Annotated in this window: 24 protein-coding genes; 13 read left to right on the top strand and 11 right to left on the bottom strand. The window is 61.3% G+C overall.

All coding sequences use genetic code 11. The annotated features are described in order from the left end of the window. Window positions 1-47: 47 nt before the first annotated feature. From CO671_RS21970 to CO671_RS21945, 6 genes are all read right to left on the bottom strand, one after another. Complete coding sequence (locus tag CO671_RS21970; RefSeq protein WP_097607706.1) at window positions 48-713, bottom strand: nitroreductase; 666 nt, start codon at window positions 711-713, stop codon at window positions 48-50. A 133-nt stretch (window positions 714-846) separates the two neighbouring features. Beyond that, on the bottom strand, window positions 847-1,206 hold the full coding sequence (locus tag CO671_RS21965; protein WP_097607705.1) for a metalloregulator ArsR/SmtB family transcription factor: 360 nt from the start codon (window positions 1,204-1,206) through the stop codon (window positions 847-849). 205 nt (window positions 1,207-1,411) lie between these two features. Beyond that, window positions 1,412-2,104: a response regulator transcription factor gene (locus CO671_RS21960; protein WP_097580911.1), complete on the bottom strand. Its 693-nt coding sequence runs from the start codon at window positions 2,102-2,104 to the stop codon at window positions 1,412-1,414. Window position 2,105: 1 nt separating this feature from the next. Continuing rightward, a complete protein-coding gene (locus CO671_RS21955) occupies window positions 2,106-2,483 on the bottom strand; it encodes a response regulator (protein WP_097607704.1) in 378 nt (125 codons plus the stop codon). A 2-nt stretch (window positions 2,484-2,485) separates the two neighbouring features. Beyond that, window positions 2,486-3,127 (bottom strand): response regulator, encoded by a 642-nt coding sequence (locus CO671_RS21950; RefSeq protein WP_064685592.1) that lies wholly within the window; start codon window positions 3,125-3,127, stop codon window positions 2,486-2,488. Beyond that, window positions 3,124-5,961, bottom strand: a complete 2,838-nt coding sequence (locus CO671_RS21945; protein WP_097607703.1) for an MASE1 domain-containing protein — start codon at window positions 5,959-5,961, stop codon at window positions 3,124-3,126. Before CO671_RS21945 ends, CO671_RS21950 begins: the two co-directional genes overlap by 4 nt. 338 nt (window positions 5,962-6,299) lie before the next feature. Here CO671_RS21945 and CO671_RS21940 point away from each other — a divergent pair, with 338 nt between their 5' ends. The 7 genes from CO671_RS21940 (at window position 6,300) to repC (ending at window position 13,117) form a co-directional block, all read left to right on the top strand. Next, window positions 6,300-7,052 (top strand): NAD(P)H-binding protein, encoded by a 753-nt coding sequence (locus CO671_RS21940; protein ID WP_097607702.1) that lies wholly within the window; start codon window positions 6,300-6,302, stop codon window positions 7,050-7,052. A gap of 67 nt (window positions 7,053-7,119) precedes the next feature. Continuing rightward, complete coding sequence (locus CO671_RS21935) at window positions 7,120-7,353, top strand: AbrB/MazE/SpoVT family DNA-binding domain-containing protein (RefSeq protein WP_010028283.1); 234 nt, start codon at window positions 7,120-7,122, stop codon at window positions 7,351-7,353. Next, a complete protein-coding gene (locus CO671_RS21930) occupies window positions 7,350-7,754 on the top strand; it encodes a type II toxin-antitoxin system VapC family toxin (RefSeq protein ID WP_097607701.1) in 405 nt (134 codons plus the stop codon). The genes CO671_RS21935 and CO671_RS21930 overlap by 4 nt, the downstream gene beginning before the upstream one ends. A gap of 116 nt (window positions 7,755-7,870) precedes the next feature. Then, complete coding sequence (locus CO671_RS21925; RefSeq protein ID WP_097607700.1) at window positions 7,871-9,184, top strand: hypothetical protein; 1,314 nt, start codon at window positions 7,871-7,873, stop codon at window positions 9,182-9,184. Window positions 9,185-9,460: 276 nt separating this feature from the next. Then, a complete protein-coding gene (gene repA, locus CO671_RS21920) occupies window positions 9,461-10,654 on the top strand; it encodes a plasmid partitioning protein RepA (protein WP_040112154.1) in 1,194 nt (397 codons plus the stop codon). A gap of 2 nt (window positions 10,655-10,656) precedes the next feature. Continuing rightward, window positions 10,657-11,658, top strand: coding sequence for a plasmid partitioning protein RepB (gene repB / locus CO671_RS21915; RefSeq protein ID WP_097607699.1), 1,002 nt, complete (start codon window positions 10,657-10,659; stop codon window positions 11,656-11,658). 154 nt (window positions 11,659-11,812) lie between these two features. Beyond that, a complete protein-coding gene (repC, locus tag CO671_RS21910; RefSeq protein ID WP_097607698.1) occupies window positions 11,813-13,117 on the top strand; it encodes a plasmid replication protein RepC in 1,305 nt (434 codons plus the stop codon). Window positions 13,118-13,249: 132 nt separating this feature from the next. Here the strand turns inward: repC and CO671_RS21905 are convergent, their stop codons facing one another. After that, entirely contained in the window at window positions 13,250-14,263 is a 1,014-nt protein-coding gene (locus CO671_RS21905) for a substrate-binding domain-containing protein (RefSeq protein WP_097607697.1), read from the bottom strand. A gap of 268 nt (window positions 14,264-14,531) precedes the next feature. Here CO671_RS21905 and CO671_RS21900 point away from each other — a divergent pair, with 268 nt between their 5' ends. The 6 genes from CO671_RS21900 to CO671_RS21875 all read left to right on the top strand — a co-directional run bounded on the left by CO671_RS21900 (window position 14,532) and on the right by CO671_RS21875 (window position 20,712). Next, window positions 14,532-15,797: an ABC transporter substrate-binding protein gene (locus CO671_RS21900; protein ID WP_097607696.1), complete on the top strand. Its 1,266-nt coding sequence runs from the start codon at window positions 14,532-14,534 to the stop codon at window positions 15,795-15,797. Between the two features lie 68 nt (window positions 15,798-15,865). Continuing rightward, window positions 15,866-16,852, top strand: coding sequence for a sugar ABC transporter permease (locus CO671_RS21895; RefSeq protein ID WP_097607695.1), 987 nt, complete (start codon window positions 15,866-15,868; stop codon window positions 16,850-16,852). Then, on the top strand, window positions 16,852-17,682 hold the full coding sequence (locus CO671_RS21890; protein ID WP_097607694.1) for a carbohydrate ABC transporter permease: 831 nt from the start codon (window positions 16,852-16,854) through the stop codon (window positions 17,680-17,682). Before CO671_RS21895 ends, CO671_RS21890 begins: the two co-directional genes overlap by 1 nt. A gap of 11 nt (window positions 17,683-17,693) precedes the next feature. Beyond that, window positions 17,694-18,719, top strand: a complete 1,026-nt coding sequence (locus CO671_RS21885) for an ATP-binding cassette domain-containing protein (protein ID WP_097607693.1) — start codon at window positions 17,694-17,696, stop codon at window positions 18,717-18,719. A gap of 62 nt (window positions 18,720-18,781) precedes the next feature. Further along, window positions 18,782-19,567, top strand: a complete 786-nt coding sequence (locus tag CO671_RS21880; protein ID WP_097607692.1) for a ThuA domain-containing protein — start codon at window positions 18,782-18,784, stop codon at window positions 19,565-19,567. Window positions 19,568-19,674: 107 nt separating this feature from the next. Then, window positions 19,675-20,712: a Gfo/Idh/MocA family oxidoreductase gene (locus CO671_RS21875; protein ID WP_097607691.1), complete on the top strand. Its 1,038-nt coding sequence runs from the start codon at window positions 19,675-19,677 to the stop codon at window positions 20,710-20,712. 155 nt (window positions 20,713-20,867) lie between these two features. Here the strand turns inward: CO671_RS21875 and CO671_RS21870 are convergent, their stop codons facing one another. From CO671_RS21870 to CO671_RS21855, 4 genes are all read right to left on the bottom strand, one after another. Further along, on the bottom strand, window positions 20,868-21,260 hold the full coding sequence (locus CO671_RS21870; protein ID WP_097607690.1) for a DUF4112 domain-containing protein: 393 nt from the start codon (window positions 21,258-21,260) through the stop codon (window positions 20,868-20,870). Between the two features lie 165 nt (window positions 21,261-21,425). Continuing rightward, complete coding sequence (locus CO671_RS21865) at window positions 21,426-22,499, bottom strand: alcohol dehydrogenase family protein (RefSeq protein ID WP_097607689.1); 1,074 nt, start codon at window positions 22,497-22,499, stop codon at window positions 21,426-21,428. Between the two features lie 11 nt (window positions 22,500-22,510). After that, window positions 22,511-23,890 carry an aspartate aminotransferase family protein gene (locus CO671_RS21860; RefSeq protein WP_097607688.1) on the bottom strand — a complete coding sequence of 460 codons (1,380 nt, stop codon included), beginning with the start codon at window positions 23,888-23,890 and terminating at the stop codon, window positions 22,511-22,513. Window positions 23,891-23,916: 26 nt separating this feature from the next. Next, window positions 23,917-25,413, bottom strand: coding sequence for an NAD-dependent succinate-semialdehyde dehydrogenase (locus CO671_RS21855; protein ID WP_097607687.1), 1,497 nt, complete (start codon window positions 25,411-25,413; stop codon window positions 23,917-23,919). Window positions 25,414-25,546: the final 133 nt, after the last annotated feature.

Raw genomic sequence — 25,546 nt, 5'->3', positions numbered from 1 at the left:
ATACGCAGGAAGCATGGAAGGGGTCTCTTGTTCCTTGAGCGCAGATATTACTCGTCGACGAAAGTGACCGTCTCGGCGAGGGGCGCGCGGCCCGTCCGGGCAAAAGTGACTGCGGGATCCTCGTACCCGATCGACATGCCGCAGAAGAGGATGAGCCCGTCCGGCGGTGACAGGGCTTCCGCAACCGTCTCGCGAACCTGTGACCATGCCATTTGCGGGCAACTGTGCAGTCCTTCGGCGCGCAGCAGCAGCATGACGGTCTGCAGATACATGCCGACATCGGCCCATTGGGGTGGGCCCAGGTCACGGTCGATGTAGCAGAACAGGGCGGCCGGCGCGCCGAAGCAGTTCCAGTTGGCGATTGCTGCCCGCTGGCGCGCCTCCCAGTCCTCGCGGGTAATGCCGAGAGCGCTGTAGCGCTCCCTGCCGAAGGCGGATCGGCGCTCTCCGTACGGGGACTTGAGCGCGGCCGGGTACATCTCGTACTGCCGCTTGTCCCAGGGGTCGCCGTGGGCCACGCGCTCGATGGCTGATGTCTTGAGTTCGGCCAGCGACGCGCCGGTCATCACGTAAGTGTTCCACGGCTGGATGTTCGATCCTGACGGCGACCAAGCGGCGGCGGACAGCACGCGCTCGAGTGTGTCCCTCGCCACAGGCTTGTCTTTGAATCCACGCACCGACCGTCGGCTTGTGACTGCCTCATAGACGTCCATGATCGCCTTCTCCTGACCCTTCCGTTGCTGATGTGGTTCATTATCTCCATTCGTAATGGAGGCGTAACCACACCCTGGTCTAGGAGGCGTACATCAAACGTTCATCAGGGATTGAGCGGCAAGAGCAACATGGTCATTTCGTCAGCTGCCCGGCTCGGACGCGTTCTCCCGCGGAGTGACGGCGCGATCCGAAGATATCGGCGAGCGTATCGAGCATTGTCCTCGCGGTGTCGGATTGAAGGGAATAATAGATCGTCTGGGCAGCCCTTCGCGTCTGCACGAGTCCGTGTTCTCGAAGAATTGCCAAATGCTGGGAAGTCGAAGATTGGCTCAATCCCACTTCATCCGCCAGATCTGTCACCGACACTTCTCCCTCGGTCAACAGATGCAGAATGTGGAGTCGTTTGGCGTTCCCCATGGCCGACAAGAAGGTTGCTTCGATGTCGAAGGCGTTGGTTTTTGGGGAAGGCGTGGCTGACGATCGATTGTTCAGGCGCGATCTCCTTATGGAATCAAGCCGGACATGAGGTCATATCCTTGAGCTTTAATTTAGAGATAACGCATGGGTGCGAAGCCGAAACCCATTGCCGGCTCCGCGGCGTCTTTTTCAACGCGAATCGGATACGACGCGCATGAAATGGACAGGCGGATCGTGTGTGAGGCCGGTATTCGGCTTCATTGGACAGCGCCAGGCAGAGCTAACGTGAGCCGGCCTGCCGCATTTGCGCCGGCAGCGTTTCCCAGGCCCGGATCAGTTCACCGATCGAGGCAGCCTCCATCTTGTGCATCACATTGCTTCGATGCAGCTTGACCGTCACTTCGCTGATGCCGAGATCGAAGGCGATCTGCTTGTTGAGGCGTCCGCGCGCCACTTCGTGCAGAACTTCGCGCTCGCGCTGTGTCAACGTCTCCAGGCGTTTGACATTGCGCTTGGCGATTGCGGCTTCGGCCCGTCGTTCGGCATCCATCGCAATGGCCGCAGTGACCGCGTCGAGCAGCGTTTGATCCCGCACCGGCTTGGTGAGAAAATCCACGGCACCCGCCTTCATTGCCTGGACGGTCATCGGAATGTCGCCGTGGCCGGTCAGAAAAATGATCGGCTTGGAAATGCCGTTCTCGGCCAGTTGGCTCTGCAGGTGAAGGCCGCTTGCCCCCGGCATGCGCACATCGAGGATCAGGCAGCCGGGGTTTTCCAATATGTCGGCGTCAAGCAATTCTCGGGTCGAGGCAAAACTGACCGGCTGAAAACCCGCCGACAGGATCAGCTCGGACAGGGCCTCGCGCACCGATGCGTCGTCATCGACGATAATGACGAGCGGCTGGTCCTCTTGATATCTGCACTGCAATGATAACGGCGCCGATCTCCGCAGCAACGGCTGGTCAACTCTCATGTCACCCTCCATCTCTCGATTGACGTAAAGCATTGGCGATAGCCGTCAGCAGGGCCTGCGCATCGAAGGGCTTGCGGAAGAATCCGCCGCCTCCCTGAGCGCGGCCTTGATCGGCGATCTCGTGGCGGCCCGTGATCAGGAACACCGGCAAGTCGGGACGCGATTTTCTCACCAGGTCACGAAGCTCGAAGCCGTCGATGCCAGGCATTCCAATATCGGTGATGAGCAGGTCGAGGTCCGACAGCCCGCTGACGAGCAGCGAGCCCGCCGACGGGAAACCGCGGGCCACGTAACCGGCCGATTCCAGAAGGTCGCCCATCGATTCCAGCAGTCTTGGATCGTCATCAACAATTGCGACGACATGTCTTGTCTCGTTCATGTTCAATTCCCCCCCACCCGGCGCGAGTGGGTAATCGGTATTTCCAGTTTCTCCGCGATCCGCACGAGATCGGCGAGCGAGGCCGCCGCCATCTTCTGCATCACATTTCTTCGATGGATCTGCAGGGTGACTTCGCTGATCCCGAGTTCGGCTGCCGCCTGCTTGTTGAGAAGACCGCTGACCACGAGCGGCAGCACCTCCCGCTCGCGCGGCGTCAGGTCGAGATAGTGTCGTTTCAGCATGTCGAGCTCGGCGCGTCCCGATCGCTTTTCCCGATCCTCGGCGAGTGCCGCATGGATTGCCTTCAAGAGGTCAGCGTCACTGAACGGTTTGGTCAGAAAATCCACTGCACCATGCTTGATCGCGCGCACGGAGGAGGGAATGTCGCCATGCCCGGTGATGAAGACGATCGGCGGATGGTCCCTGTCGGCGATCTGCCTCTGCAGATCGAGGCCGTTGATGTCGGGCAGCTCGATATCGAGGATGAGGCAGGCGGGCACATCGGGCTTGTCGGCTCTCACATAGTCGCCGGCCGATTCAAAGGCAACGGCGCGCATGCCGTGCGAATCCAGCAGTTCGCCGAGGGCTTCGCGGATGCGTTCATCGTCATCGACGATGAAGACGATATGGTCATCGGCCGTCATGATGCCGCCTTCGTTTCTATCGGCAAGGTGAAGATCAACGTTGCTCCGTGCGGATTGTTCTTCTCTGCCCACAATCGTCCGCCATGCAGCTCGACGATCGAGCGGCAGATCGCCAGACCCATGCCCATGCCGTGTTCCTTGGTCGTGAAGAACGGCTCGAACATCTTCTCCGGAAACTCGATCCCCCGGCCGCGATCGCTGATTTCGGTCTGGATGGCATTGCCCACATGGTGCACGCGCATCTCGATCACCTTGTCGCCGGCAATGGAGTCCATCGCCTCGATGCCGTTGCGGATGAGATTGATCAGAACCTGCTGGATCTGGATGCGATCGACGGCGATGAGCGGAAGGTTGCCATCGACCGCGACCTCGATCCGGGCGCGCCGGCGCACCGCTTCGTCCGCCATCAGGTTGCGCGCCTCGTTGATGACTCCTGAAAGCGCCGTATGAACCCTCCTGTCTGCGGATTGTTTGAACAGGGCGCGGATACGGCTGACGACCTCCGCCGCCGAGTTGGCGTCGCGGATGATGCGCTCGACCGTCCTCTGCGCTCGCTCCATATTCGGAGGATCGGCCATCAGCCAGCGCTGGCAGGCATGCGAGTTTGCGACGACGGCGGCGAGCGGCTGGTTCACCTCGTGGGCGATCGAGGCCGAAAGCTCGGCAAGGCTCGCCACCTGGCTCGCCCGCGCAAGGCCCTCTCGCGCCTGACGCAGATCTTCCTCCGCCCGAACTTCGCCGTCGATATCGAGGCAGATGACATTCCACTGGACGATGACGCCCTCGGCATTGCGCATCGGCGCAGCGCGTGTCTCGACCCAGCGATATTCGCCATCGAACCGCCGCAGACGATGCCGGCGCGCATAGGGCTCGCCGGTGCGCAATGAATGGGCATAATCCAGTTTGACGCTCGCCACGTCGTCGGGATGAACGCCGGCATCGAGGGTGCCGTCCAGCCGGGTTTTTCCCGTTCCATCAAGCTCCTCGAGCTTATATCCAAGGAAATCGCGGAGCTGAGGATTACGGTATACCGGTTCCCCATCCGGAGCCGCGCAATCGATCATTGCCGGCAGGGTTTCGACGATCTGCCAGAGCGATCGTTCCCTCTCGCGCAGCTCCTCCTCGATGCGCAATTGATCGTCGATGTCATGCGTCAGGCCGTACCATTGAATGATCCGCCCGTTCTCGTCCCTCAGCGGCTCGGCGCTGCCTCTGACCCAGCGATAGACGCCATCGGCGCGCCGCAGGCGATATTGCTTGGAGAAGCGTTCGCCGGTGGCGAGGGAATGGTGGAGTGCTTCGGTAAGGCCGGCGGCATCGTCAGGATGGACGGCGGCCTCGATCAGGGCCGCAAGCCGGCTCACGCCCGGCGTTTCCATATCGATGATATCGAGACCGAGGAAATCGATCAGGCGCTGGTTGAAGAAGGTCGGCGTGCCGTCCGGATCGAGCCGCCAGAGCAGGCTCGGAACCATGTCCACCAGTTGCGAGAGCTCGCGCTCGCGCTCGCGCAACGCCTCCTGCGCGCGCATCTCATCGTCGATATCGACTGAGATGACGTACCATTGCGTGATCGTGCCGTTCTGGTCCCGCAGCGGCTCGGCGCGGCCGTCGACCCAGCGATAGGCTCCGTCGAAGCGGCGCATGCGGTATTTGATCGAGAAGGGATCGCCGCTGACGAGAGAGCGGTGAACCGTCTGAAGCAGCCTCGGTGCATCATCGGGATGAACCAGGGTATGAATGACGGCCGACAGACGGCTCACGCCCGGCTGATCCATGTCGCCGACGTCGAGGCCGAAGAAGTCGATCAGGCGCTTGTTGAAGAAGACAGGCTCGCCTGTCGGTGTCAGCCGTCTGATCTGGGCCGGGACCATGTCGACGAGTTGTGAGAGCTCGCGTTCCCGCTCGCGCAATGCCTCCACGCTTTGGCGCAGCGAAAGCACTGCCAGTTGATGCTGGCGGGATATGGCGGCGACAATGAGCGCCGAAAGCGCCGAGATGGCCAGAAAAAGCTGCAGCATGATCTGCTTGTGTTTCTGGGCCTCCGGATCGCCTGCGAATTGGCTGGCGCCCGTTATCGTGAAGATTGCCGTTATCAGCGCCAGCAGCACGAGTGACACCGCCGCGCCCTTGAACTCGAAGCGGACCGCGGCCCACAGAAGCGGCGGCATGATGATATAGGCGAAAGGCAGGTAGCCACTCAGCGAAAGAGCGGCAATGGCTAGAAATATCAGGCCGAGAACGCAGGCTTCCATCCACTGTGTGGTCGAAAGTTGCGGTCTGCCCCGCCAGTTGTGGAGCACGACCAGCGCCAGCGGCGCCACGATGAGGACGCCAGTGGCATCGCCGATCCACCACAGAGGCCATGCCGTCAAGAAGGATTGCGACAGGATGCTGAACCAGGCAAGCGTCGCACTTCCCACAGTCGCGCTGACGATCGGCGCAACCCCGGCGCCCAGCGCGACGAAAGCAAGGACTTCCTGCAGGCTTTCCAGCCGCACCGGCCGTGTCAGGACGCGGTTCACGAGCCAGGCTCCTACCAGCGCTTCCAGGGCGTTGCCGACATAAATCAGAAAGGCGGCGACTGGTGGGCTGTGAAACCACAAGTCATTGCTGAACATCTCCGCCAGGCAGCCGCCCAGCACCCACCACGGCCAGCTGTAGCCGGAGCTGAGAATAAGCGTCGCGATGAAAAGCCCGCTCGCCGGCCAGATGGAAATGCCGGTTCCGGGCACGATCGCCAGAGATTGAGCAAAGCCGCAGGCAAGCACATAAGCCGCAACAAAGAGGCCCAGATGCAAAAGCTTCGGACGGTGCGACCAGACGCTCATCATCAGCTGCTCCTGCCGGACGGAAATAACCGCGGGGTCGTCAGCATTTGCGGTGGTTGTTTTTGATTTTGGGGCCGGCGAGCTCATAATCGAACGCTAATCCTGTAACACCACAACCGCAACTCATGGAAACCCATGCATTGCGCGGGGATGTAGCCGGATATTGGAGCGAAGAGGGATGCGGGAGTCCGCTTTATCCGATGGCGCACCCTATACCGGAGGCTGGCTCCCCTATGCCCAAGGGCTAGGACGCCGGACCTCAGGCACGATGGAAGGTCTCTCACCTTCCGGTCATTGTCGGCCCAAGCGCGGCCATTGGGCTGAGATAGAGAGGTGCCGATATGAAGATCATGGTAGCGGGGGCAAGCGGCGTTGTCGGAACGCAACTCACGGCGAAGTTGCGCCGGGCAGGCCACGATGTCACGGCCGCATCCTTATCGCTTGGCGTCGATACGGTGACGGGCAGGGGCTTCGAAGCGGCGATGGCGGGGAACGAAATCGTCATCGATGTCACCAATGCCGCATCATTCGGCGACAGTTCGGCGTTTGATTTCTTCAGGACATCGACGAAGAACCTGCTAGCCGCTGCGGCCGGAGCCAACGTCAGGCATTATCTCGCGCTTTCCGTCGTCGGCACGCCCTACCTCGTCGAAAGCGATTATTTCCGCGCCAAAATGGTGCAGGAAAATCTCATCCGTGCTTCCGGCCGACCCTATACGATCCTCCGCTCGACGCAGTTTTACGAATTCATCAACGGGTTGATCGATATCGGTGCCGATGGCGACGTCCTTCGGTTGCCGCCGGCGGCGATGAGGCCGGTCGCGGCCGGTGACGTCGCCACGTTTCTGATGGAACTGGCAGCGGGAGCTCCCGTCGGCGATATTGTCGAGATCGGCGGCCCGGAACAGTTCGGCATCGACGAGATCGCGCGGATCTATCTCGCCGCCAACGAAGACCAACGGCCGGTGACGACCGATCCGTCCGTTTCCTATTTCGACGTCGAATTGACCGGCGATGTACTGCTTCCCGGTGCCGGCGCCCGCACGGCGAGCCAGACTGTCTCCGACTGGCTTTTCCAATCGATGGCCGCCTAACGGCCGGCTTGAAATTTGCAGCGCGAGGTAATACCCTTCGAAAAGAGAGTATTACAGAGGTGCCAGAATGGCCACGACCGTTACTGCGAAGGGGCAGGTAACCATTCCGAAGCCGGTCCGGGACATGCTCGGCATCGTTCCCGGCAGCAAGGTCGATTTTCATCGCGCTGCCGATGGCAGCGTGGTTCTCGTGCGCGCCGACAAGAAACGCCCGGCCAGCCGCTTCGAGAAGCTGCGCGGCCATGCCGGACAAGGCCTCGATACAGATGCCATCATGGCGTTGACGCGCGGCGAACCGTGACGCTTATCGATACCAATGTTCTTCTGGATCTCGTGACGGACGACCCGGAACGGGCAGACTGGTCGATAGCCCAGCTCGAGACGGCGAGCATAGAAGGCCCCTTGCTGGTCAACGACGTCATCTATGCCGAACTTGCGGTGCGCTACGACAGGATCGAAGCTTTGGAAGCTTTTATCGAGGAGGCCGGCCTCGAGATGGCGCCGATGCCGAAGGCCGCCCTGTTCCTTGCCGGTAAAGTCTTCACGCAATATCGGAAGGCAGGCGGATCACGCACCGGTGTGCTGCCCGATTTCTTCATCGGCGCTCACGCAGCCGTGCAGCAACTGCCGCTCTTGACGCGGGATGTCGGGCGCTACCGCAGTTATTTCCCCTCGCTGAAATTGATATCGCCCGATTTTTAGCCGGCGCTTTGCGGCATGCGGCACATTCAATAAATCTTCATGAAGCCCAGGGTTGAAAAGCTCCGGTCCAGCTCCAAATCCCGCCGGCGGTCGCCGAAACGGCAGGGGAGGGGCGCATGGGCAATAGGGACATCGAGCGGATTGGTGGGATCAAATCGATCTTGGAACTCGTTGTTGTCCTCCTCTGCCTATTCTCCTGCCCGCAGGCGTTTGCCGCGCCCGCCGATATTGGCGGGCTGACGGTGACGCTGCCCGATGATGCTTCTGGCTGGAGGAAGGCCGGCAAGGGCGATCTTTTCATGCTGCAGAAGGATTTTGCCGACACCGGGGATGACAAGCGCGGCAGCGCTCTGATCCAGATATCCAAGCCGCTTGCGGGAGGGCGCAATTCCCTTCCGGCCGGGGTGAAGACCTTTGTCGCAACGCTGCCCGAGATGGCGAAGGAAGATATCCTGATTAAGTATTATGGCGTCACGATAAACGGCCACGATATCCGCGTGGAGGAACGCTGCTGCGTCCAGCAGAAGAATGTCAGCATCAGCCAGATCGTCGTCGGCATCGCCAATGACGAGCGGCAGGCCTATCTGCAGCTCGTGCTCTTGAACCTCGGAGGCGACAGAAGCCAAAGCGCCGAGGCCGAGTTCGAGGCTCTCGTGCGTTCGGTGAAGCTTGACCCTTCGGACAAGGATTTCGATCTCGCTCCCGCGAGCGACGACGGCGGGCTCGACGGCGTCTTCACCCATCTCGATACCGGTGTCCGCCCGAATCTCTTCGGCGGCGTGGATTTCTATTCCGATAGCGAGATCACCATGTTCGATCCGAAGGGCCTGTTCAGCACGGAACTGCCGAAGGGCGGCCGCAGCATGACCGAGCACTGCACGGAAAACCCCTCCGACTGCGGCCTTTATAAACTCACCGGCGGCGGCTTCTTCTCCTCCGCCGGATCGATCGAAACGCGCAGCGTCACCTCCGCCTACGGCACGATCGAGATCGAGACGAAGCCATTTTCCAAAAAAGGCGACGACCTGGTGATCGACGAAGACGAGTATCGTGCGGTGCCGCCGTTCGAGGATGGCGCCACGCTTGACGGCGAATGGGTCTACAACTTCGCTTCAAGCGGCATGACTGCGACCTCGTCGGGATCGGTTGCCTCCAGCAATACGCTGACACTGCGTAACAACGGCACTTTCGAACGCAGCCGCTGGTCCGGCGCCTCAATGACGAACGAAATCGGCGAGTCGCGGACGGGTGTGACCGCGTCAGGCGATCGGCCCGGCTCCAGCGGCCGTTATAGGCTTTCCGGCTATCGCCTCGATCTGACCGACGCGACCGGTAAGACGGAGAGCCTGAGCATTTTCGAGCCGGACAAGGGTTCGGATGGACTTCTGGTGATCAACGGCAACAACTATCTGAAGGACGACGGGCAGTAGTCGGCGCGGGCCTTTCCATTCCGCCTGCGGCCTCGCAAAAATTTCATGAATTTCATGTGCATAACCGATGGCATAGGCCTTGCCCTTCAGCCCTCGCACGGATGCGAATCACCCGCCGATCCGTCCGCGCATTTGCCGGGTTCCGGAACCCGTTTGGTGTGCGTCGAGGCGTGGTTTGGTTAAGCATTTGTAATTCGGTCACGAATCGCGGCATATAGTAACTGCGCAACTGAAGCGCTTTCGTTCAAAATTGCGCAGTTACCTGGGAAAACGATCATGCAGCCGAGTCTTGCTCTTCAAGACGATCAAGAGCATCTCCCGTCGCTTCTGGCAACAGATGCGAAGGAGTTGTCCTATCAACTTCAGCAGCATCAGGCGAAAATCTTTCCGCCGCTTTCCCAGAAGACGATCAGGACCTTCTCGCCGGCGGAAGCCGCAGCCTTCATCGGCATCGGTGAAGGTTATCTCAGGCAGGTCGCTGCGGATGGCCACGGGCCCGATCCGCTCGCAAACGGACGTCGGCTTTACAGCGCAATCGACATGGACCGGATCCGCCGAGTTCTCGACGAGCGAAACGGGACGCCGAAATATGTGCCGGCCCGCAGGCCTGGAGAAAAGCTCCAGATCGTCTCCGTCATGAATTTCAAGGGCGGCTCGGGCAAGACCACCACGGCGGCACATCTGGCGCAGTTCATGGCTCTCCGCGGCTATCGCGTGCTTGCCGTCGACCTCGATCCGCAGGCGTCCTTATCTGCCTTGTTCGGCCATCAGCCAGAGTTCGACGTCGGCGAAGGCGAGACGATTTACGGGGCGATCCGATACGAGGCACCACGCCCGATCGCGGATATCGTGCGCGCCACCTACACGCCCAATCTGCATCTCATTCCGGGAAATCTCGAATTGATGGAATTCGAGCACGAGACGCCGAAGGCGATGGCGTCGGGGACGGCGGAGACGATGTTCTTTGCCCGTATCGGCGAGGTGTTGACGGAGATAGAAAGCCTTTATGATGTCGTCGTCATCGACTGCCCGCCGCAGCTGGGATTCCTGACGATGTCGGCGCTCTGCGCCGCAACCTCCGTTTTGATCACGGTCCACCCGCAGATGCTCGACGTCATGTCGATGTCGCAGTTCCTGACGATGACGAGCGAGCTGATGTCGGTCGTCGAGAAGGCCGGCGGCCGCACCAGCTACGACTGGATGCGCTATCTCGTGACGCGGTTCGAGCCGAATGACGGCCCGCAGAGCCAGATGACCGGCTTCATGCGGGCGATCTTCGGCAATCGCATGCTCCACAACGCCATGGTGAAATCGACGGCGGTCTCCGACGCCGGCGTCACCAAGCAGACCCTCTATGAGGTCGAGCGGTCGCAATTCACGCGCGGAACCTATGACCGGGCGCTGGAGTCGCTGAACCTCGTGAATGGCGAGATCGAAGCGCATATTCGCTCCACCTGGGGAAGGAGATAGAAATGGCGCGCAAGAATCTCATCGAAATCTCCGCTCCGAGCCCGGCAAGGGTGGAAGCGGTCGCGCCACGCGACAATCGTCCGATCGCCGGCTTCGTGCCGCAGGAGCGTGTCGGCGCGCCGGTCGGCGGCATTACCAAGACGCTCGGCAACATCACCGAGAAAATGGAACGGGCGAGCGAGCTGGAACGGCAGCTTGCGGCGGGCCAGATGATCGTCGAGCTTGATCCCGGCCTGATCGACGCTTCCTTCGTCAGCGACCGTCTGGCGATCGACGCGGCCGAACTGGCCGAGCTTGTCGAGCAGATCCGCGAACACGGGCAGCAGGTTCCGATCCTGGTGCGTCCGCATCCCGAGACGAAGGGGCGCTATCAGGTTGCCTACGGCCATCGCCGTCTGGCAGCCACCAGAGAGATCGGCATCCGCGTGCGCGCGGTGGTTCGCGATCTCACCGACGGCCAGCTGGTTGTCAGCCAGGGACAAGAAAACAGCGCCCGGACCAACCTTTCCTATATCGAGCGCGCGCTCTTCGCGTGGCGGCTCGAGGAACGCGGCTTCGGGCGCGACACCATCATGGCCGCTCTCAGCGTGGATAAAGCGGCGCTGTCGAGAATGCTGATCGTCATGCGGCAGGTGCCCTTGGAACTGATCAACGCCATTGGCGCTGCACCCGATATCGGTCGCCGGCGGTGGCTGGAGTTCGGAGAGCGGCTCGAAGGCGCCGATATCGGCAAGATCATCGCCGAGTTGTCCGCGGACGACGCCCGCAAGATGTCGAGCGACGAGCGGTTTCACCGGGCGTTCGCTTTGGCGACGAAGAAGACGCCGGCGCCGAAGCCGGCGGCGGCCAAATCCGAAGTCAGCGGCGTGCCTGTGATGATCAAGAAGACAGCATCCGGCGCCACTTTCGTCTTCGACGGCAAGACCGCGCCCGGCTTCGATCAATTCGTCCAGGAAAGGCTGCAGGGCCTGTTCCTGGAGTTCAAAAAGCACAGAGGAGCGTAGCGCGCAAAAGAAAAAGGCCCCCAACGACGCCGTCGTGGAAGCCCTTCTCAGATCTTAAGCACATCGAGAATCGCATTTCCACGAATCACAGTCAAGCGTCTTAGGCACCAAATTGGTGGATGGTTTTCTTTTGCCTGAACGAAGGTGAAGGCAAATGGAGAGTGGATATGTGACGACGCCCTTTGGGCGGCGGCCGATGTCGCTTGGCATGCTGGCAAGCCAGCAGCTGGCCGAGACGATCGAGCCGGGGATGAAGCGCAGCAAGTGGAAGCTGTTTCGGGCGATCTGCGAGGCGCGCCCGGCGCTTGGCGTGACCGATCGGGCGCTGACGGTGCTCGACGCGCTGCTGACCTTCTATCCCGATGATGAAATCTCCGAGGAGAAAGGCCTGATCGTCTTTCCCTCGAATGCACAGCTTTCGCTGCGCGCTCGCGGCATGACGCCGGCGACGCTGCGGCGGCATCTGGCCGTCTTGGTCGAGGCCGGTCTGATTGTGCGCAAGGACAGCCCGAATGGAAAGCGCTATGCCCGCCGCGACAGGGCAGGGGCGATCGGCGAGGCCTTCGGTTTCAGTGTCGCGCCGCTTCTCGCCCGCGCCGTCGAAATTGAAAGCCTCGCGGCCCAGGCGACCGCCGACCGGGAGCTGCTCCGGGCGACGAGAGAACGCTTGACGCTCTGCCGGCGCGATATTTCCAAGCTGATTTCGGCGGCCATCGACGAAGCGGTTCCCGGCGACTGGGAGCAGATGACGATGATGTTTCGCGATCTTGTCTCCAGGATTCCGCGGATGGCGGGCATCGAAGAACTGACCGCGTTGCTCGACGAGATGGAGCTGCTGCGCGACGAAGCCGTCAACCTGCTGGAAAAGCACATTAAAAGAGAAAAAATAGACGCCAATGAGTCTCAAATTGAGCGTCACAAACAGAATTCAAACCCCAACTCCAATAATGAACTTGAACCAAGCTTCGAACCGAAGCAGGGCGAAAAGGCAGTGACAACCAACGACGGGATGACCGAGCCGTCGGATGAGCCAAGGCTGAAACCGCCGAGACCTTCCGCCCGACCGAGTGGCAAGACGCCGGGTGCGGCCAATCCTGTTGCCGGCCACAGCCTGAAATCCTTCCCGCTCGGCCTTGTCCTGCAGGCCTGCCCCGCCATTCTTGACTACGGTCCCGGCGGAACGATCGGCAATTGGCGCGACCTGATGTCGGCCGCCGTCGTCGTGCGCTCGATGCTCGGCGTCAGCCCCTCGGCTTATGAGGAAGCCTGTGCCGGCATGGGGCCGGAAAACGCCGCCACTGTGATCGCCTGCATCCTGGAACGAGGAGGCCATATCAACTCGCCCGGCGGTTATCTTCGCGATCTCACCCGCAGGACCGAAAGGGGCGAATTTGCGATCGGCCCGATGTTGATGGCGCTCGTCAGGGCGAATGGCGGGGTAAGGCGAAATGCCGGCTAATGGACTTCGGCGACAACGCAGTCGGTTGGCCCGTCCGGCAAACCTTACTCTAATCGCCGGCTTGTTCGCAGATCTGGTGCGAGAGGTGCCGCGCGCGTTGCCATCTCCCGCTGAAGCGGAGTTCCGCATTTGTCAGCGCGGGGCCGCAGTGCTTTCTCGGAGGATCAGTTCGACCGGCCATAATTCGTGGATCTCCTCGGCGGCGCGTCCCGCAATAAGCTGCAGCGTCAGCTCGGCGCAACGTGTGCCCGCAGCACGCATGGAGGATCGCGTTGTCGAGAGTGACGGCACCATATTTTCGGCCGTCAGATAAGGGAAGACGTCGTCATGGGCGATAACGGAGACGTCCCGCCCGACCGTCATCCCAAGCGAGCGGATGGCGCGGTAAACGCCAAGCGCCGTCATCGTGGAGCCGGCGACGATGGCGGTCGGTGCATTCGCTCTCTCGAGGAAGGAGCGGGCATGGCGAAAGCCGCTCTCGTCGGAGAATTTATCGCAGACCATCATGTTGGGATCGGCGATGAGTCCATGCTCCTGATGGGCAATCCGAAAACCCTGTTCGCGATGGATGGAATAGGTCTTGCCCCTGAGGCCATTGATCATGGCGATGCGGCGGTGCCCGAGATCGAGCAGGTGTTCGGTGGACCTGCGCACGGCACCTTCATTATCGATGTCGAGCCAAGCATGAACGTGCTCGGTCTCCGAGCGGCCGTGAACCAGGAAAGGCACGCCGAGGCTGTTCAGCATCTCGATCCGAGGGTCCTGGGGGCGTGGCGAATGAATGATCACTGCATCCACCCGGCGGCTTTCGACCAGGCGTCGATAGGCCTGGATCTCGTCGTCATCATTGTGTGCGGTGATGGGTGTGATGAGAATATCCGTATCGGCCGTTTCCAGGCGCTGCGCCATTCCCGACACGAATTCAGCGAAATGAATTTCTCCCGAACGTCCCATCATAACGCCTATCGCTCCGGCTCGTCCGGTCTTCAGGCGCACGGCATTGATGTCGGGACGATAGCCGAGCCGCATTGCTTCGCTTGCAACCCGGGCGCGCGTGGCTTCGCTCACCTCCGGGTAGCCGCTGAGCGCACGGCTGACCGTCGTCGGAGAAAGCCCAAGCTGCTTTGCGAATTCACGAAGTTTCATCGGTGTCTTCTTTATCTGGGCAATCAATGGACGATGTGTTGGCGGTACGCAACGGGCAAATATCCAATTCAAGTATGATTGAAATCGATTTCAAATTTGGCGGCTGGATGCGTCGCGTGCAAAGGCCATAGGTTTTCTTTTAAAGTGTATATAGTGTTGGAATTCGCGTAATCTGCAACTGAAAAGTGTTCAATTGGCGTATTGACGCGGCCAAGGCCTTCTGCAATGTTCTACGAGCCAAATCGATTTCAATTTCTGGGAGGAGATCATGAAACAGTTTGCATTAGGCTTTTCCGCGCTCGCAGTCGCCATCGCAGTCGCCGGTCCGATCCGTGCCGCCGAGATTTCATTTGCCGCCAACACGACGGGGAAAAACGTCGAATTCCTCAACAAGCAACTCGCAATTTTCGAGAAGGAGACCGGCAATCAGGTCAAGCTCGTCACTATGCCGTCCTCGAGCAGCGAGCAGTTCTCCCAATATCGCCTGTGGCTCGCCGCTGGAAACAAGGACATCGACGTCTATCAGACCGACGTCATCTGGGCGCCGCAGCTTGCCGATCAGTTCATCGATCTGAAGGAGGCCACCAAAGATGTGGCCGGCCAGTTTTTCCCGTCGATTATTGCGTCGCAGACCGTCAATGGCCGGCTGGTGGCGCTGCCGCTGTTTACCGATGCGCCGGCGCTGTTTTACCGAAAGGACCTTCTCGAAAAATACGGCAAGCAGCCGCCGAAGACCTGGGACGAGATGGCCGCAACCGCCAAGGAGGTTCAGGACAAGGAACGCCAGGCCGGACAGAAGGATCTCTGGGGTTATGTGTTCCAGGGCAATTCCTATGAAGGACTGACCTGCAATGCGCTGGAATGGGTGAAGTCGTCGGGCGGCGGCCAGATCGTCGAGCCGGACGGGACGATCTCGATCAACAACGAGAAGGCGGCAGCAGCGCTTGACCGCGCCAAGAGCTGGATCGGCACGATCTCACCGCCCGGCGTGCTCGCCTATCAGGAAGAAGAATCGCGCGGCGTCTGGCAGACCGGCAACGCCGTCTTCATGCGCAACTGGCCCTATGCCTATTCCCTCGGCAATGGCGCCGACAGCGCCGTGAAGGGTAAGTTCGACGTCATGACGCTGCCGGTCGCGGCCGCGGGCGACAAGCCGTCCTCGACGCTTGGCGGCTGGAATCTTGCGGTTTCGAAATATTCCGAAAAGCAGGACGCAGCCATTGCGCTCGTCAAATTCCTGGCGTCGAAGGACGTCCAAAAGGCGCGTGCCGTCGAGCTGTCCAACCTGCCGACGCTGACCGACCTTTACGATGACAAGGACATTGCCGCCGCACAGCCCTTCATGCCGAACTGGAAACCCATTTTCCAGGACGCCGTGCCGCGTCCTTCGGCGACCGCCAAGGTGAAGTACAACGAGGTGTCTTCGAAGTTCTGGACGGCGGCACATAACACGCTGTCCGGCAGCGGTTCGGCTGCCGAGAACCTCGAGCTTCTCGAAGCCGACCTAACGACCCTCAAGGGCGACGCTTGGTGAGGTCTCCGACCGGCGGCCTCAGGCCCGCCGGTCCAGTCTTCGGACGAGCGAACGGGGGTAGGCGTTTCATGACCGAAATCGTAGTTCCGCAAGCAGTTGAACCAAGGGTTTCTATTCTCAGAGCCTCTACGGAGCTGCGATCCGAGCGCATTCGATCGGCCTGGCTGTTTCTGGCGCCGACGCTGCTGATCCTGGCAATCGTCGCCGGATGGCCGCTGTTCAGAACGATCTATTTCAGCTTTACGAATGCGTCGCTCAACGATCTTGGCAACGCTCGGTTCGTCGGCTTTGACAACTATCTGTCGTGGGTGACGCTGAAGAGCGGCAGGACCGTCTATCGCGGGCTGCTCGCCGATCCGGTGTGGTGGAAAGCCGTCTGGAACACTGCCAAGTTCACCCTCCTCTCGGTCGTGATCGAGACCGTGCTCGGGCTGATCGTCGCCCTGGTGCTAAATGCACGGTTCGTCGGGCGCGGCATTGTTCGAGCCGCAATCCTCATTCCCTGGGCGATCCCAACGATCGTCTCGGCCAAGATGTGGGCCTGGATGCTCAACGACCAGTTCGGTATCCTGAACGACATCCTGCTCGGCTTCGGCCTTATCACTGAGAAGATTGCCTGGACCGCCAATCCTGAGACAGCGATGGTCGCGGTGCTGATCGTCGACGTCTGGAAGACGACGCCCTTCATGGCACTGCTGATCCTTGCCGGACTGCAGATGGTTCCCGGAGACATTTATGAAGCTGCCAAGATCGACGGCGTCAATCCGGTCAAGGTTTTCTGGCGTCTGACGCTGCCGCTGATCCGGCCGGCCATCATGGTTGCCGTGATCTTCCGGATGCTGGATGCGATGCGGATCTTCGATTTGATTTATGTCCTGACGCCGAACAATGCACAGACGAAGACCATGTCGGTCATGGCGCGCGAGAACCTGTTCGACTTCGACAAGTTCGCCTATGGCGCCACCGCATCGACGGTGCTCTTCCTGATCATTGCCTCCGTCACCGTCTTCTATATCTGGCTCGGCCGCGTCAGGCTCGGCGGGGAGGAACGCTGATGCTGCTGTCGATCGCCAAGAATACGCTCTTCTACCTGCTCGTCATGGTCATCGTCATCATCGCGGTCTTTCCGTTCTACTATGCGATCCTCACGAGCCTGAAGACCGGCACGGCCCTTTTCAAAGTTGATTATTGGCCGACTTCGATCTCGTTCGGCAACTATACTTCCGTAATGGGCCAAGGCGGGTTCGTCCGCAGTCTTGCAAATTCCGCGATGATCGCCTGCGTCGTGGTTTCAGCGTCGCTCCTGCTTTCGGTCACCGCCTCCTTCGCCTTGGCACGGGTGCACTTCCGCGGACGTGCGCTGTTGATGCTGACTATCCTCTCGGTATCGATGTTTCCGCAGATTGCCGTCCTTGCCGGCCTCTTCGAGCTCATTCGCTGGATCGGCATCTTCAACACGCCCTTCGCGCTGATCTTCTCCTACATGATCTTCACGCTGCCCTTCACCGTCTGGGTGCTGACGACGTTCATGCGCGAATTGCCGATCGAGATCGAGGAGGCGGCGATCGTCGACGGCGCTTCGCCATGGGTCATTGTTACCCAGGTGTTCATGCCGTTGATGTGGCCGGCGCTGGTGACAACAGGGCTGCTCGCCTTCATCACCGCGTGGAACGAGTTCCTTTTTGCGCTGACCTTCACGTCGTCGGATACGCAGAGAACCGTCCCGGTCGCCATCGCCCTGCTTTCGGGCAACAGCGAGTTCGAAATCCCCTGGGGCAACATCATGGCAGCTTCGGTGATCGTCACCGTGCCGGTTGTGGTGCTCGTTTTGATATTCCAGCGCCGGATCATTTCGGGGCTGACCGCCGGCGGCGTCAAGGGTTGAGGGAGTAGGACATGGCAGAGATACGACTGGAGAACATCCGCAAGAGCTTCGGCGCTTTCGAGGTGATCAAGGGCGTGACGATGGACATCCGCCGCGGCGAGTTCATGGTCTTCGTGGGTCCGTCGGGATGCGGCAAGTCGACGCTGCTCAGGCTTATCTCCGGCCTCGAGGACATCACATCGGGAGCGCTCTCCTTCGACAACGTGATGGTGAACCAGCACGCGCCCTCGAAGAGAGGGATCGCCATGGTATTCCAGTCCTACGCGCTCTATCCGCATATGACGGTTTTCGACAATATGGCGTTCGGCATGAAACTGTCGGGACGCACCAAGGACGAATGCCGGAAGCGTGTCGAACAGGCGGCCGGCATGCTGCAGCTCTCATCTTACCTGGAGCGGCTGCCGCGGCAGCTTTCCGGCGGACAGCGTCAGCGCGTCGCAATCGGCCGGGCGATCGTTCGCGACCCCAAAGTCTTTCTTTTCGACGAGCCGCTGTCCAATCTCGATGCGGCCCTCCGCGTCGCAACGAGGCTGGAAATCGCCAAGCTTCATCGCAGCATGCACAACACGACGATGATCTATGTGACGCATGATCAGGTCGAGGCGATGACGCTGGCTGACCGGATCTGCGTGCTGCGGGACGGCGTCGTGGAGCAGATCGGCACGCCGCTGGAGCTTTATGAAAGCCCCAACTCGCTCTTCGTGGCCGGCTTCATCGGCTCGCCGAAAATGAACTTTCTGTCGGGCGAAATGGCGCAGCCCTATGGCAGCCATACGATCGGCGTGCGCGCCGAGCATGTTCGCATCGCGCCCGAGTCGCCGGTTTGGAGGGGCACGGTCATCCATTCGGAAATCCTCGGCTCCGACAGCTTCGTCTATGTGGATATCGGGGCGGACGAGCCGCTGATCGTGCGCGAGGCCGGTGTCTCCCGTCACGAGCCGGGCCAGACGCTCGGCCTTGCCCCGCTTGCCGGCCACATCCACCGCTTCGATCGTTCGGGCCGGGCGCTCGAGCGTCAATCCATGCAGGCTGCCTGACCTTCCCAGGATCGATGTTCCTCCCAAGACTCGATCCGTTTTAACGACAAGGAGAAAACGACGTGACCATTCGCACCGTTGTGTGGGGTGAAAACATCCACGAGAATACCAATGAGATCGTCCGCGGCATCTACCCCGAGGGCATGCACACGGCGATTGCCAATGCGCTGAATGCCGATCCGGCCATCTCGGCGACGACGGCGACGCTGCAGGAACCGGAGCATGGCCTCAGCGAGGCCCGGCTTGCCGAAACCGATGTGCTGACCTGGTGGGGTCACAAGGATCATGGCGCCGTCTCCGACGTGGTCGTCGAGCGTGTCGCCAGGCGCGTCTGGGAAGGCATGGGCCTGCTCGTGCTGCATTCCGGCCATTTCTCCAAAATCTTCAAGCGGCTGATGGGCACACCCTGCGCGCTGAAGTGGCGCGAGGCGGGCGAACGCGAGCGGTTGTGGACGATCAATCCGCGCCATCCGATCGCCGCCGGCATCGGCGAGCATTTCGAACTCGAGAACGAGGAAATGTACGGCGAGCAGTTCTCGGTGCCGGAGCCGCTGGAAACGGTGTTCATCTCCTGGTTCCAGGGCGGCGAAGTGTTCCGCTCGGGCCTGACCTGGCGGCGCGGCGCCGGCAACATCTTCTACTTCCGCCCCGGCCACGAGACCTATCCGACCTATCACGACGCCAATGTCCAGAAGGTGCTGATCAACGGCGTCAAATGGGCCTACAACCCGCAAGCGGCGTTGACTGCTATCACCGACGCTCCAAATGTGCCGGTAGAAAAGGCGCTGGAGCCGATCGTCGAACGCGGTCCGAAACTGCATCAGGCCGGCGAAGCCGGTTATCGATAAGAGATGAGACGCCGTGGGCGCGGGCGCCGCGTTCGGCGGCCCCCGCAAGACGCCGCGATGATCTCGCTGCCGCTCACGCATCGATGAACAACCATGAGGACAAAAGAATGCGCTTGATCATTCTCGGAACCGGAGGATGGGCAAACACCCATGCCATGCATTTTTCCGAAATCACCGGCGTCAAAATTGTCGCTGCCGTTGATACCGACGAGGTCCGGCTGCGGGCTTTCGCGCTCAGGCACGATATCCCGCTGACTTTCACGTCGCTTGATGACGCCCTTGCCTGGGGCGAGTTTGATGCCGTCACCAATGTGACGCCGGATCGCGCCCATTATTCCACCACGATGAAGTTACTCGGCGCCGGCAAACATGTGCTCTGCGAGAAGCCGCTGGCGGTCAACTACCGCGAAGCCAAAGAGATGGCCGACGCCGCGGCGGCATCCGGCAAGGTCACGATGGTAAACCTCACCTATCGCAACGTGGCGCCGCTTCAGGCAGCGCGCAAGATGGTGCTGGACGGGCGTCTCGGCGCGATCCGCCACTTCGAAGCGTCCTATCTCCAGAGCTGGCTGGTCTCGAAGGCTTGGGGCGACTGGACCAAGGAATCGCAATGGCTCTGGCGGCTGTCGACAAAGCATGGCTCGAATGGCGTGCTGGGCGATGTCGGTATCCACATCCTCGACTTCGCGGTTTTTGCCGCGGGAAGCGACGTCAAGGCGGCGACATCGCACCTCAAGGTGTTCGACAAGAGCCCCGGAAACCGGATCGGCGAGTACGACCTCGACGCAAATGACAGTTTCCTGATGATGGCCGAACTCGAAAACGGTGCGGCCGGGGTCATCCATGCGACGCGCTGGGCAACCGGCCATCTGAACGAGCTGCGGCTGCGCCTGCATGGGGACAAGGGCGCCCTTGAGGTGGTGCATACGCCTGAGGGTTCGACCCTCAGGGTCTGCGAAGGCGCCGATGCCGACAAGGCGATCTGGCGCACGATCGAGGTCGAACCGGTCATCACCAACTTCCAGCGCTTTGCAAAGGCCGTGCGAAAGGGGCAGCCGGATGAGCCGGGTTTTGGCCACGCCGCCAAGCTGCAATTTGTTCTCGACCACGCCGTGAAGACTGCTGGTGCTCTGACCGAGCTTTAGTGCATGTCGCCCGGAAGTGTGCAGCGGTTCCGGGACAACGACATGCACAAAAACCAAGGGCTAAAGCGCGTCGCATGAATCAAATTTGATGCGACGCGCTTTAGAGGACAGCAGTCCACATTGCTCGGCGTCTCGGGGCGCGAACGCCGGCTGCGTCACATGCGGCGGTTCAGTTCCTCTTCGCTCACACCGAAGTGGTCGAGGATGATGCCGACGTTCCGGCGGTGAGACTTGAAATAGACGTCGAAGAGATCGCCGATCAGGGGAACCGTGCCGCAGGCGGCGTCGACGCCGAGATTGACTGCCATGCGGGCGAGCTTGTGGGCGGGAAGGCCAAGGCGCCGTGCCTCGTCGATAATGAAAAGGCCGATGAGGGACCCGGCAACGTCGCCGACCGCCGGGATGAGGCCGAGGACCGAGTCCGCGCCGATCCGTACGCCGATGAAAGGCAGTCGGACTGCGGTGTCCATCAGCCGTGCAATGCCCACAGCACGGCGAATCTTTTCGAGTTCGGCAGGGGTCAGGTATGTCGTCTTGGCAGCCGGCATCAGAAACCTTCTGGCGCGACCGGCGGTTTCGCCCCCCTCAAGGCGGCAGAAACGCCCCAGATTGCCTGGCGCAACGAATGGCCGATGTGATCGCAACGATTGTCCATGGCCGTGAAACGCCGATACGCCGATAAGGTTCGCCAGCGGCGCGATCGGAATCTCGCCTTATCCTCGGTCGGGCACCACGACCAATTTGCCCACGAAATTCTTCGCCATGAACTCGCTATGGGCGCGATGGAATTCAGACAGCGGATAGACACCGCCGACGAGAGGCCGGATCTTCCGGCTTTCGATATAGCCGACGAGGCGGCGGAAGTCGGCGCGGCTTCCCTGGCTCGATCCGTGCAGCTCCAATTGTTTCAGATACATGGTCCTGAGATCGAGCTGGACGACCGGGCCGGCAATGGCGCCGGCCGTTGTATAGCGGCCTTCGGACCGCAGGATCTTCAGGAGATCGTTGAACAGCGGCCCGCCGACGAGGTCGGCAACGACATCGATCGGTTGTCCGCGGCTGGCGGAATGAACGGCTTCGACCAGATCGCTCCTGCCGCGCGTTACGACCGCTTCGGCGCCGATATCGAGCATCGCCGCCTCCTTGCCAGGTCCGGCGACGGCGATTGGGATGGCGCCGCGGGCGCGCGCGAGCTGGATGATCGCCGAGCCGACACCGCCTGAGGCCCCGGTGACGAGGACGCGTTCGCCGGCGGCAAGCCGAGCCCGTTCCAGCATGCGCTCGCCGGTCAGATAGGCGCAGCAGAAGGTGGCGAGCTCGATATCGGTCAGATCGGTTGCAACGACATGGGCGTTTTCGGCCGGCAGCGCCATATATTCGGCGTAGCCGCCGTCGCGCCCATGACCCATGTAGTCGATGTCGGCGAGACTGTCGTCGTCGCGATTATAGATCGAGAAGTCGACCATGACGCGTTCGCCGCTGCGCGCGGGGTCGATACCGCGGCCAACGCCGACAATGTGGCCAACCGTATCGGTGCCCTGAATGCGCGGAAATGTCAGCGTATTGCCCTGCCTGCGCCAGGTCGAGACGGCGGAGGGGTCGTCCTCGGTGCCATAGGCGCCTTGGCGGACCCAGACGTCGGTGTTGTTCATGCCGCAGGCGGTGACGCGGATCAGCACCTCGCCCTCCGCCGGCGCCGGAACGGGGACGTCGGTGCGGTAGACGAGCTTCTCCAATCCGCCATGGCCGGTGAGCAAAACGGCTGCCATTTTTTCCGGGATCGTCATGCGGCCTCTCCTCAGATGTCCTTGAAGACGCTTTCGATCGCATCCGCTGTCGCCTTGACGACAATGTCCGCCTCCTCACGCGTCAGGCAGAGCGGCGGCGCAAAGCCGAGGATGTCGCCCTGTGGCATCGCGCGGCCGATGACGCCGCGTTCGAGAAGGGCGGAAGCGACCTGCGGACCGATTTTGCGGCCGGGATCGAAAAATTTCCGATCATCCCTGTCCTCGACGAATTCGACGGCTGCCATCAGGCCGTCGCCGCGGACGTCACCGACGTTGCGATGGCTGCCCACTGCCTTCTCCAGTTCCAAGCGGAAATAGGCGCCGGTCTTACCGGCATTTTCGACGATCTCCATTTCGTCGATCAGTTCGAGGTTGGCGATGCCGGCGGCGGCGCAGATCGGATGGGCGGAATAGGTCCAGCCGTGGCCGATCGCTCCCAATTCATCGGAACCCTGCACCAGCACCTGCCACATCTTGGATGAAACGATGCTGCCGGAAAGCGGGGCATAGGCGGAGGTCAGGCCCTTGGCGATGGTGATCAGATCCGGCTTCATCCCATAGTGATCCGAGCCGAACATCGTGCCGAGACGGCCGAAGCCGGTGACGACTTCGTCGGCAACAAGCAGGATGTCGTATTTGTCGAGCACGGCCTGGATCTTCTGCCAGTAACCTTGCGGCGGCGGCACGATGCCGCCGGTGCCGAGGATCGGTTCGCCGATGAAGGCGGCGATGGTATCGGGGCCTTCGGCGAGGATCATCTCCTCCAGTCTGTCGGCGCAATATTGCGAGAACTGTTCCTCGTCCATCGACCGGTCGGGGCGGCGGAAATAATAGGGCGCCTCGGTGTGAAGGATGGGCGCACGCGGCAGGTCGAAGGCATTGTGGAAGAGTGCAAGACCGGTGAGGCTGCCGGTCATGACGCCGGAGCCGTGATAACCGCGCCAGCGGGAGATGATCTTCTTTTTCTCCGGGCGGCCGAGGATGTTGTTGTAATACCAGATAAGCTTGATGTTGGTCTCGTTGGCATCCGAGCCGGAAAGACCGAAATAGACGCGGCTCATGCCGGCGGGCGCGCGGTCGATGATCATCTTCGACAGCGTGATCGACGCTTCCGTGCCGTGGCCGACATAGGCGTGGTAATAGGCGAGGTTCTTCGCCTGTTCGGCGATCGCATCGGTGATCTTCTGGCGGCCGTAGCCGACATTGACGCAATAGAGCCCGGCAAAGGCATCGAGGCTTTTGCGGCCGCTCGTATCGGTGATGTAGACGCCTTCGCCGCCTGCGACGACGCGGGTCGGCGTCTCGCCGCGCGCATGCATGCCCATGTGGGTGGAGGGATGGAAGAAATGATCACGGTCCCAGGCGGTGAGTTCGTTGCTTTTCTCGAGCATGTCCTGTCCTCTTCTTGAAATGGCGCTCAGGCGGCGGTGTCGATGCAGAGATATTTGAGCTCGGTGAAGGCCTCGAGTCCGTGGCGGGAACCCTCGCGCCCAAGGCCGGACTGCTTCCAGCCGCCGAAGGGAATGGGGCCGCCGGTGATCTTCACGCGGTTGACCGCCACCATGCCATATTCCAGCGCGCGGCCGAGACGCATCTGACGGGCGCCGTTCTCGGTAACCACATAGGCGACGAGGCCGTATTCGCTATCATTGGCGCGGGCAACGACCTCTTCTTCGGTGTCGAAGGTGGTCAGCGCCGCCAGAGGCCCGAAAGTTTCCTCGCGCATGATCAGCGCATTCGCCGGCACATCCGTCAAAAGCGTCGGCTGATAGAAGAGCCGGCCGGCCTTGTGGCGGCTGCCGCCGATGACGAGCCGGGCGCCCTGCGCCAGCGCGTCGGCGACCTGCTGCTCGACCTTGACGACGGCCCGTTCATGCATCAGCGGCCCGATCTCGCTTCCATCCTCAAGCCCTGCGCCGACCTTCAGCTCGCCGATGCGGGCGGCAAAGGCCTTGGCGAAGGCATCGGCGATGCGCCGCTGGACGAAGATGCGGTTGGCAGCAAGGCAATCCTGGCCGGATGTGGCGAACTTGGCGTCGACGGCGATCTCGACCGCTTTTGCGACATCGGCATCGTCGAAGACGATCAGCGGCGCGTGGCCGCCGAGCTCCATCACCAGCCGCTTCATCGTTGGCGCGCATTGCGCGGCGATTAGGCGGCCGACCTCGGTGGAGCCGGTGAAGCTCATCGCGCGCAGGCGGACATCGCTGCACATGCGTCCGACGATCGTTGCAGCATGGCCGGTGACGACGTTGAAGACACCGGCGGGAATGCCGGCGCGTTCACCGAGTTCGGCAAGCGCGAGCGCAGAAAGCGGCGTTTCCGAGGAGGGGTGGGCGACGACGGTGCAGCCGGCAGCAAGTGCCGCGGCCGCCTTTCGGGTGAGCATGGCGGAAGGAAAGTTCCACGGCGTGACGATGCCGACGACGCCGAGCGCCTCGCGCCGGACGATCATTTCCGCCCCGGCCAGATGGCTGGTGACGCTTTCGGCGTTCAGCCGCTTGCCTTCCTCGGCATACCACTCGATGAAGGAGGCGGCGTAGTCGATCTCGCCGCGCGCTTCGGCAAGCGGTTTGCCCTGTTCCAGCGTCATGATCAGCGCCAGATCCTCTTTCGCCGCAAGCATCAGCGCGTGCCATCTGCGCAGGATCGCCGCACGGTTCTGCGGCAGCATCGCGCGCCAGGCGGCAAGGGCCTCCGACGCCGCATCGATCGCCATTGCCGTCTCTTCGGCACCGAGGCTCGCAACCCAGGTGAGCGTCGCCGAAGAAGCCGGGTCTGTGACGGCGAAGCTCTTGCCCGTGGTCCCGGCGATCCACCGGCCGCCGACATAGGCGAGATCGCGCAGGAGATGACGATCGGCGAGCCGCGACAGCGCGTCGTGATAGGCGGGGCGGGCAAAAACGGCAGTCATGTCCAATCTCCTCGTTGCGGTGACGTGAAGTCTTCCACAGGAGCGGACGAGAGATTGTCCTTTGGCGATGGCGAAAAGAGAGAAACGGGCTAAAGCACAGCCGCCGGATAGAGAGATTGTCTAGAGCATGATG

Source organism: Rhizobium sp. M10, assembly GCF_002531955.1.
GTDB classification, from domain to species: Bacteria; Pseudomonadota; Alphaproteobacteria; order Rhizobiales; family Rhizobiaceae; genus Rhizobium; species Rhizobium etli_C.
This window is presented reverse-complemented; position numbering and strand designations above follow the sequence as displayed.

Bases quoted from the DNA above. Each gene is read 5' to 3' on its own strand.
- CO671_RS21970 (WP_097607706.1), bottom strand. From the start codon at position 713: ATGGACGTCTATGAGGCAGTCACAAGCCGACGGTCGGTGCGTGGATTC.
- CO671_RS21960 (WP_097580911.1), bottom strand. From the start codon at position 2,104: ATGAGAGTTGACCAGCCGTTGCTGCGGAGATCGGCGCCGTTATCATTG.
- CO671_RS21955 (WP_097607704.1), bottom strand. From the start codon at position 2,483: ATGAACGAGACAAGACATGTCGTCGCAATTGTTGATGACGATCCAAGA.
- CO671_RS21950 (WP_064685592.1), bottom strand. From the start codon at position 3,127: ATGACGGCCGATGACCATATCGTCTTCATCGTCGATGACGATGAACGC.
- CO671_RS21945 (WP_097607703.1), bottom strand. From the start codon at position 5,961: ATGATGAGCGTCTGGTCGCACCGTCCGAAGCTTTTGCATCTGGGCCTC.
- CO671_RS21940 (WP_097607702.1), top strand. From the start codon at position 6,300: ATGAAGATCATGGTAGCGGGGGCAAGCGGCGTTGTCGGAACGCAACTC.
- CO671_RS21935 (WP_010028283.1), top strand. From the start codon at position 7,120: ATGGCCACGACCGTTACTGCGAAGGGGCAGGTAACCATTCCGAAGCCG.
- CO671_RS21925 (WP_097607700.1), top strand. From the start codon at position 7,871: ATGGGCAATAGGGACATCGAGCGGATTGGTGGGATCAAATCGATCTTG.
- repA (WP_040112154.1), top strand. From the start codon at position 9,461: ATGCAGCCGAGTCTTGCTCTTCAAGACGATCAAGAGCATCTCCCGTCG.
- repB (WP_097607699.1), top strand. From the start codon at position 10,657: ATGGCGCGCAAGAATCTCATCGAAATCTCCGCTCCGAGCCCGGCAAGG.
- repC (WP_097607698.1), top strand. From the start codon at position 11,813: ATGGAGAGTGGATATGTGACGACGCCCTTTGGGCGGCGGCCGATGTCG.
- CO671_RS21905 (WP_097607697.1), bottom strand. From the start codon at position 14,263: ATGAAACTTCGTGAATTCGCAAAGCAGCTTGGGCTTTCTCCGACGACG.
- CO671_RS21900 (WP_097607696.1), top strand. From the start codon at position 14,532: ATGAAACAGTTTGCATTAGGCTTTTCCGCGCTCGCAGTCGCCATCGCA.
- CO671_RS21895 (WP_097607695.1), top strand. From the start codon at position 15,866: ATGACCGAAATCGTAGTTCCGCAAGCAGTTGAACCAAGGGTTTCTATT.
- CO671_RS21890 (WP_097607694.1), top strand. From the start codon at position 16,852: ATGCTGCTGTCGATCGCCAAGAATACGCTCTTCTACCTGCTCGTCATG.
- CO671_RS21885 (WP_097607693.1), top strand. From the start codon at position 17,694: ATGGCAGAGATACGACTGGAGAACATCCGCAAGAGCTTCGGCGCTTTC.
- CO671_RS21875 (WP_097607691.1), top strand. From the start codon at position 19,675: ATGCGCTTGATCATTCTCGGAACCGGAGGATGGGCAAACACCCATGCC.
- CO671_RS21870 (WP_097607690.1), bottom strand. From the start codon at position 21,260: ATGCCGGCTGCCAAGACGACATACCTGACCCCTGCCGAACTCGAAAAG.
- CO671_RS21865 (WP_097607689.1), bottom strand. From the start codon at position 22,499: ATGACGATCCCGGAAAAAATGGCAGCCGTTTTGCTCACCGGCCATGGC.
- CO671_RS21860 (WP_097607688.1), bottom strand. From the start codon at position 23,890: ATGCTCGAGAAAAGCAACGAACTCACCGCCTGGGACCGTGATCATTTC.
- CO671_RS21855 (WP_097607687.1), bottom strand. From the start codon at position 25,413: ATGACTGCCGTTTTTGCCCGCCCCGCCTATCACGACGCGCTGTCGCGG.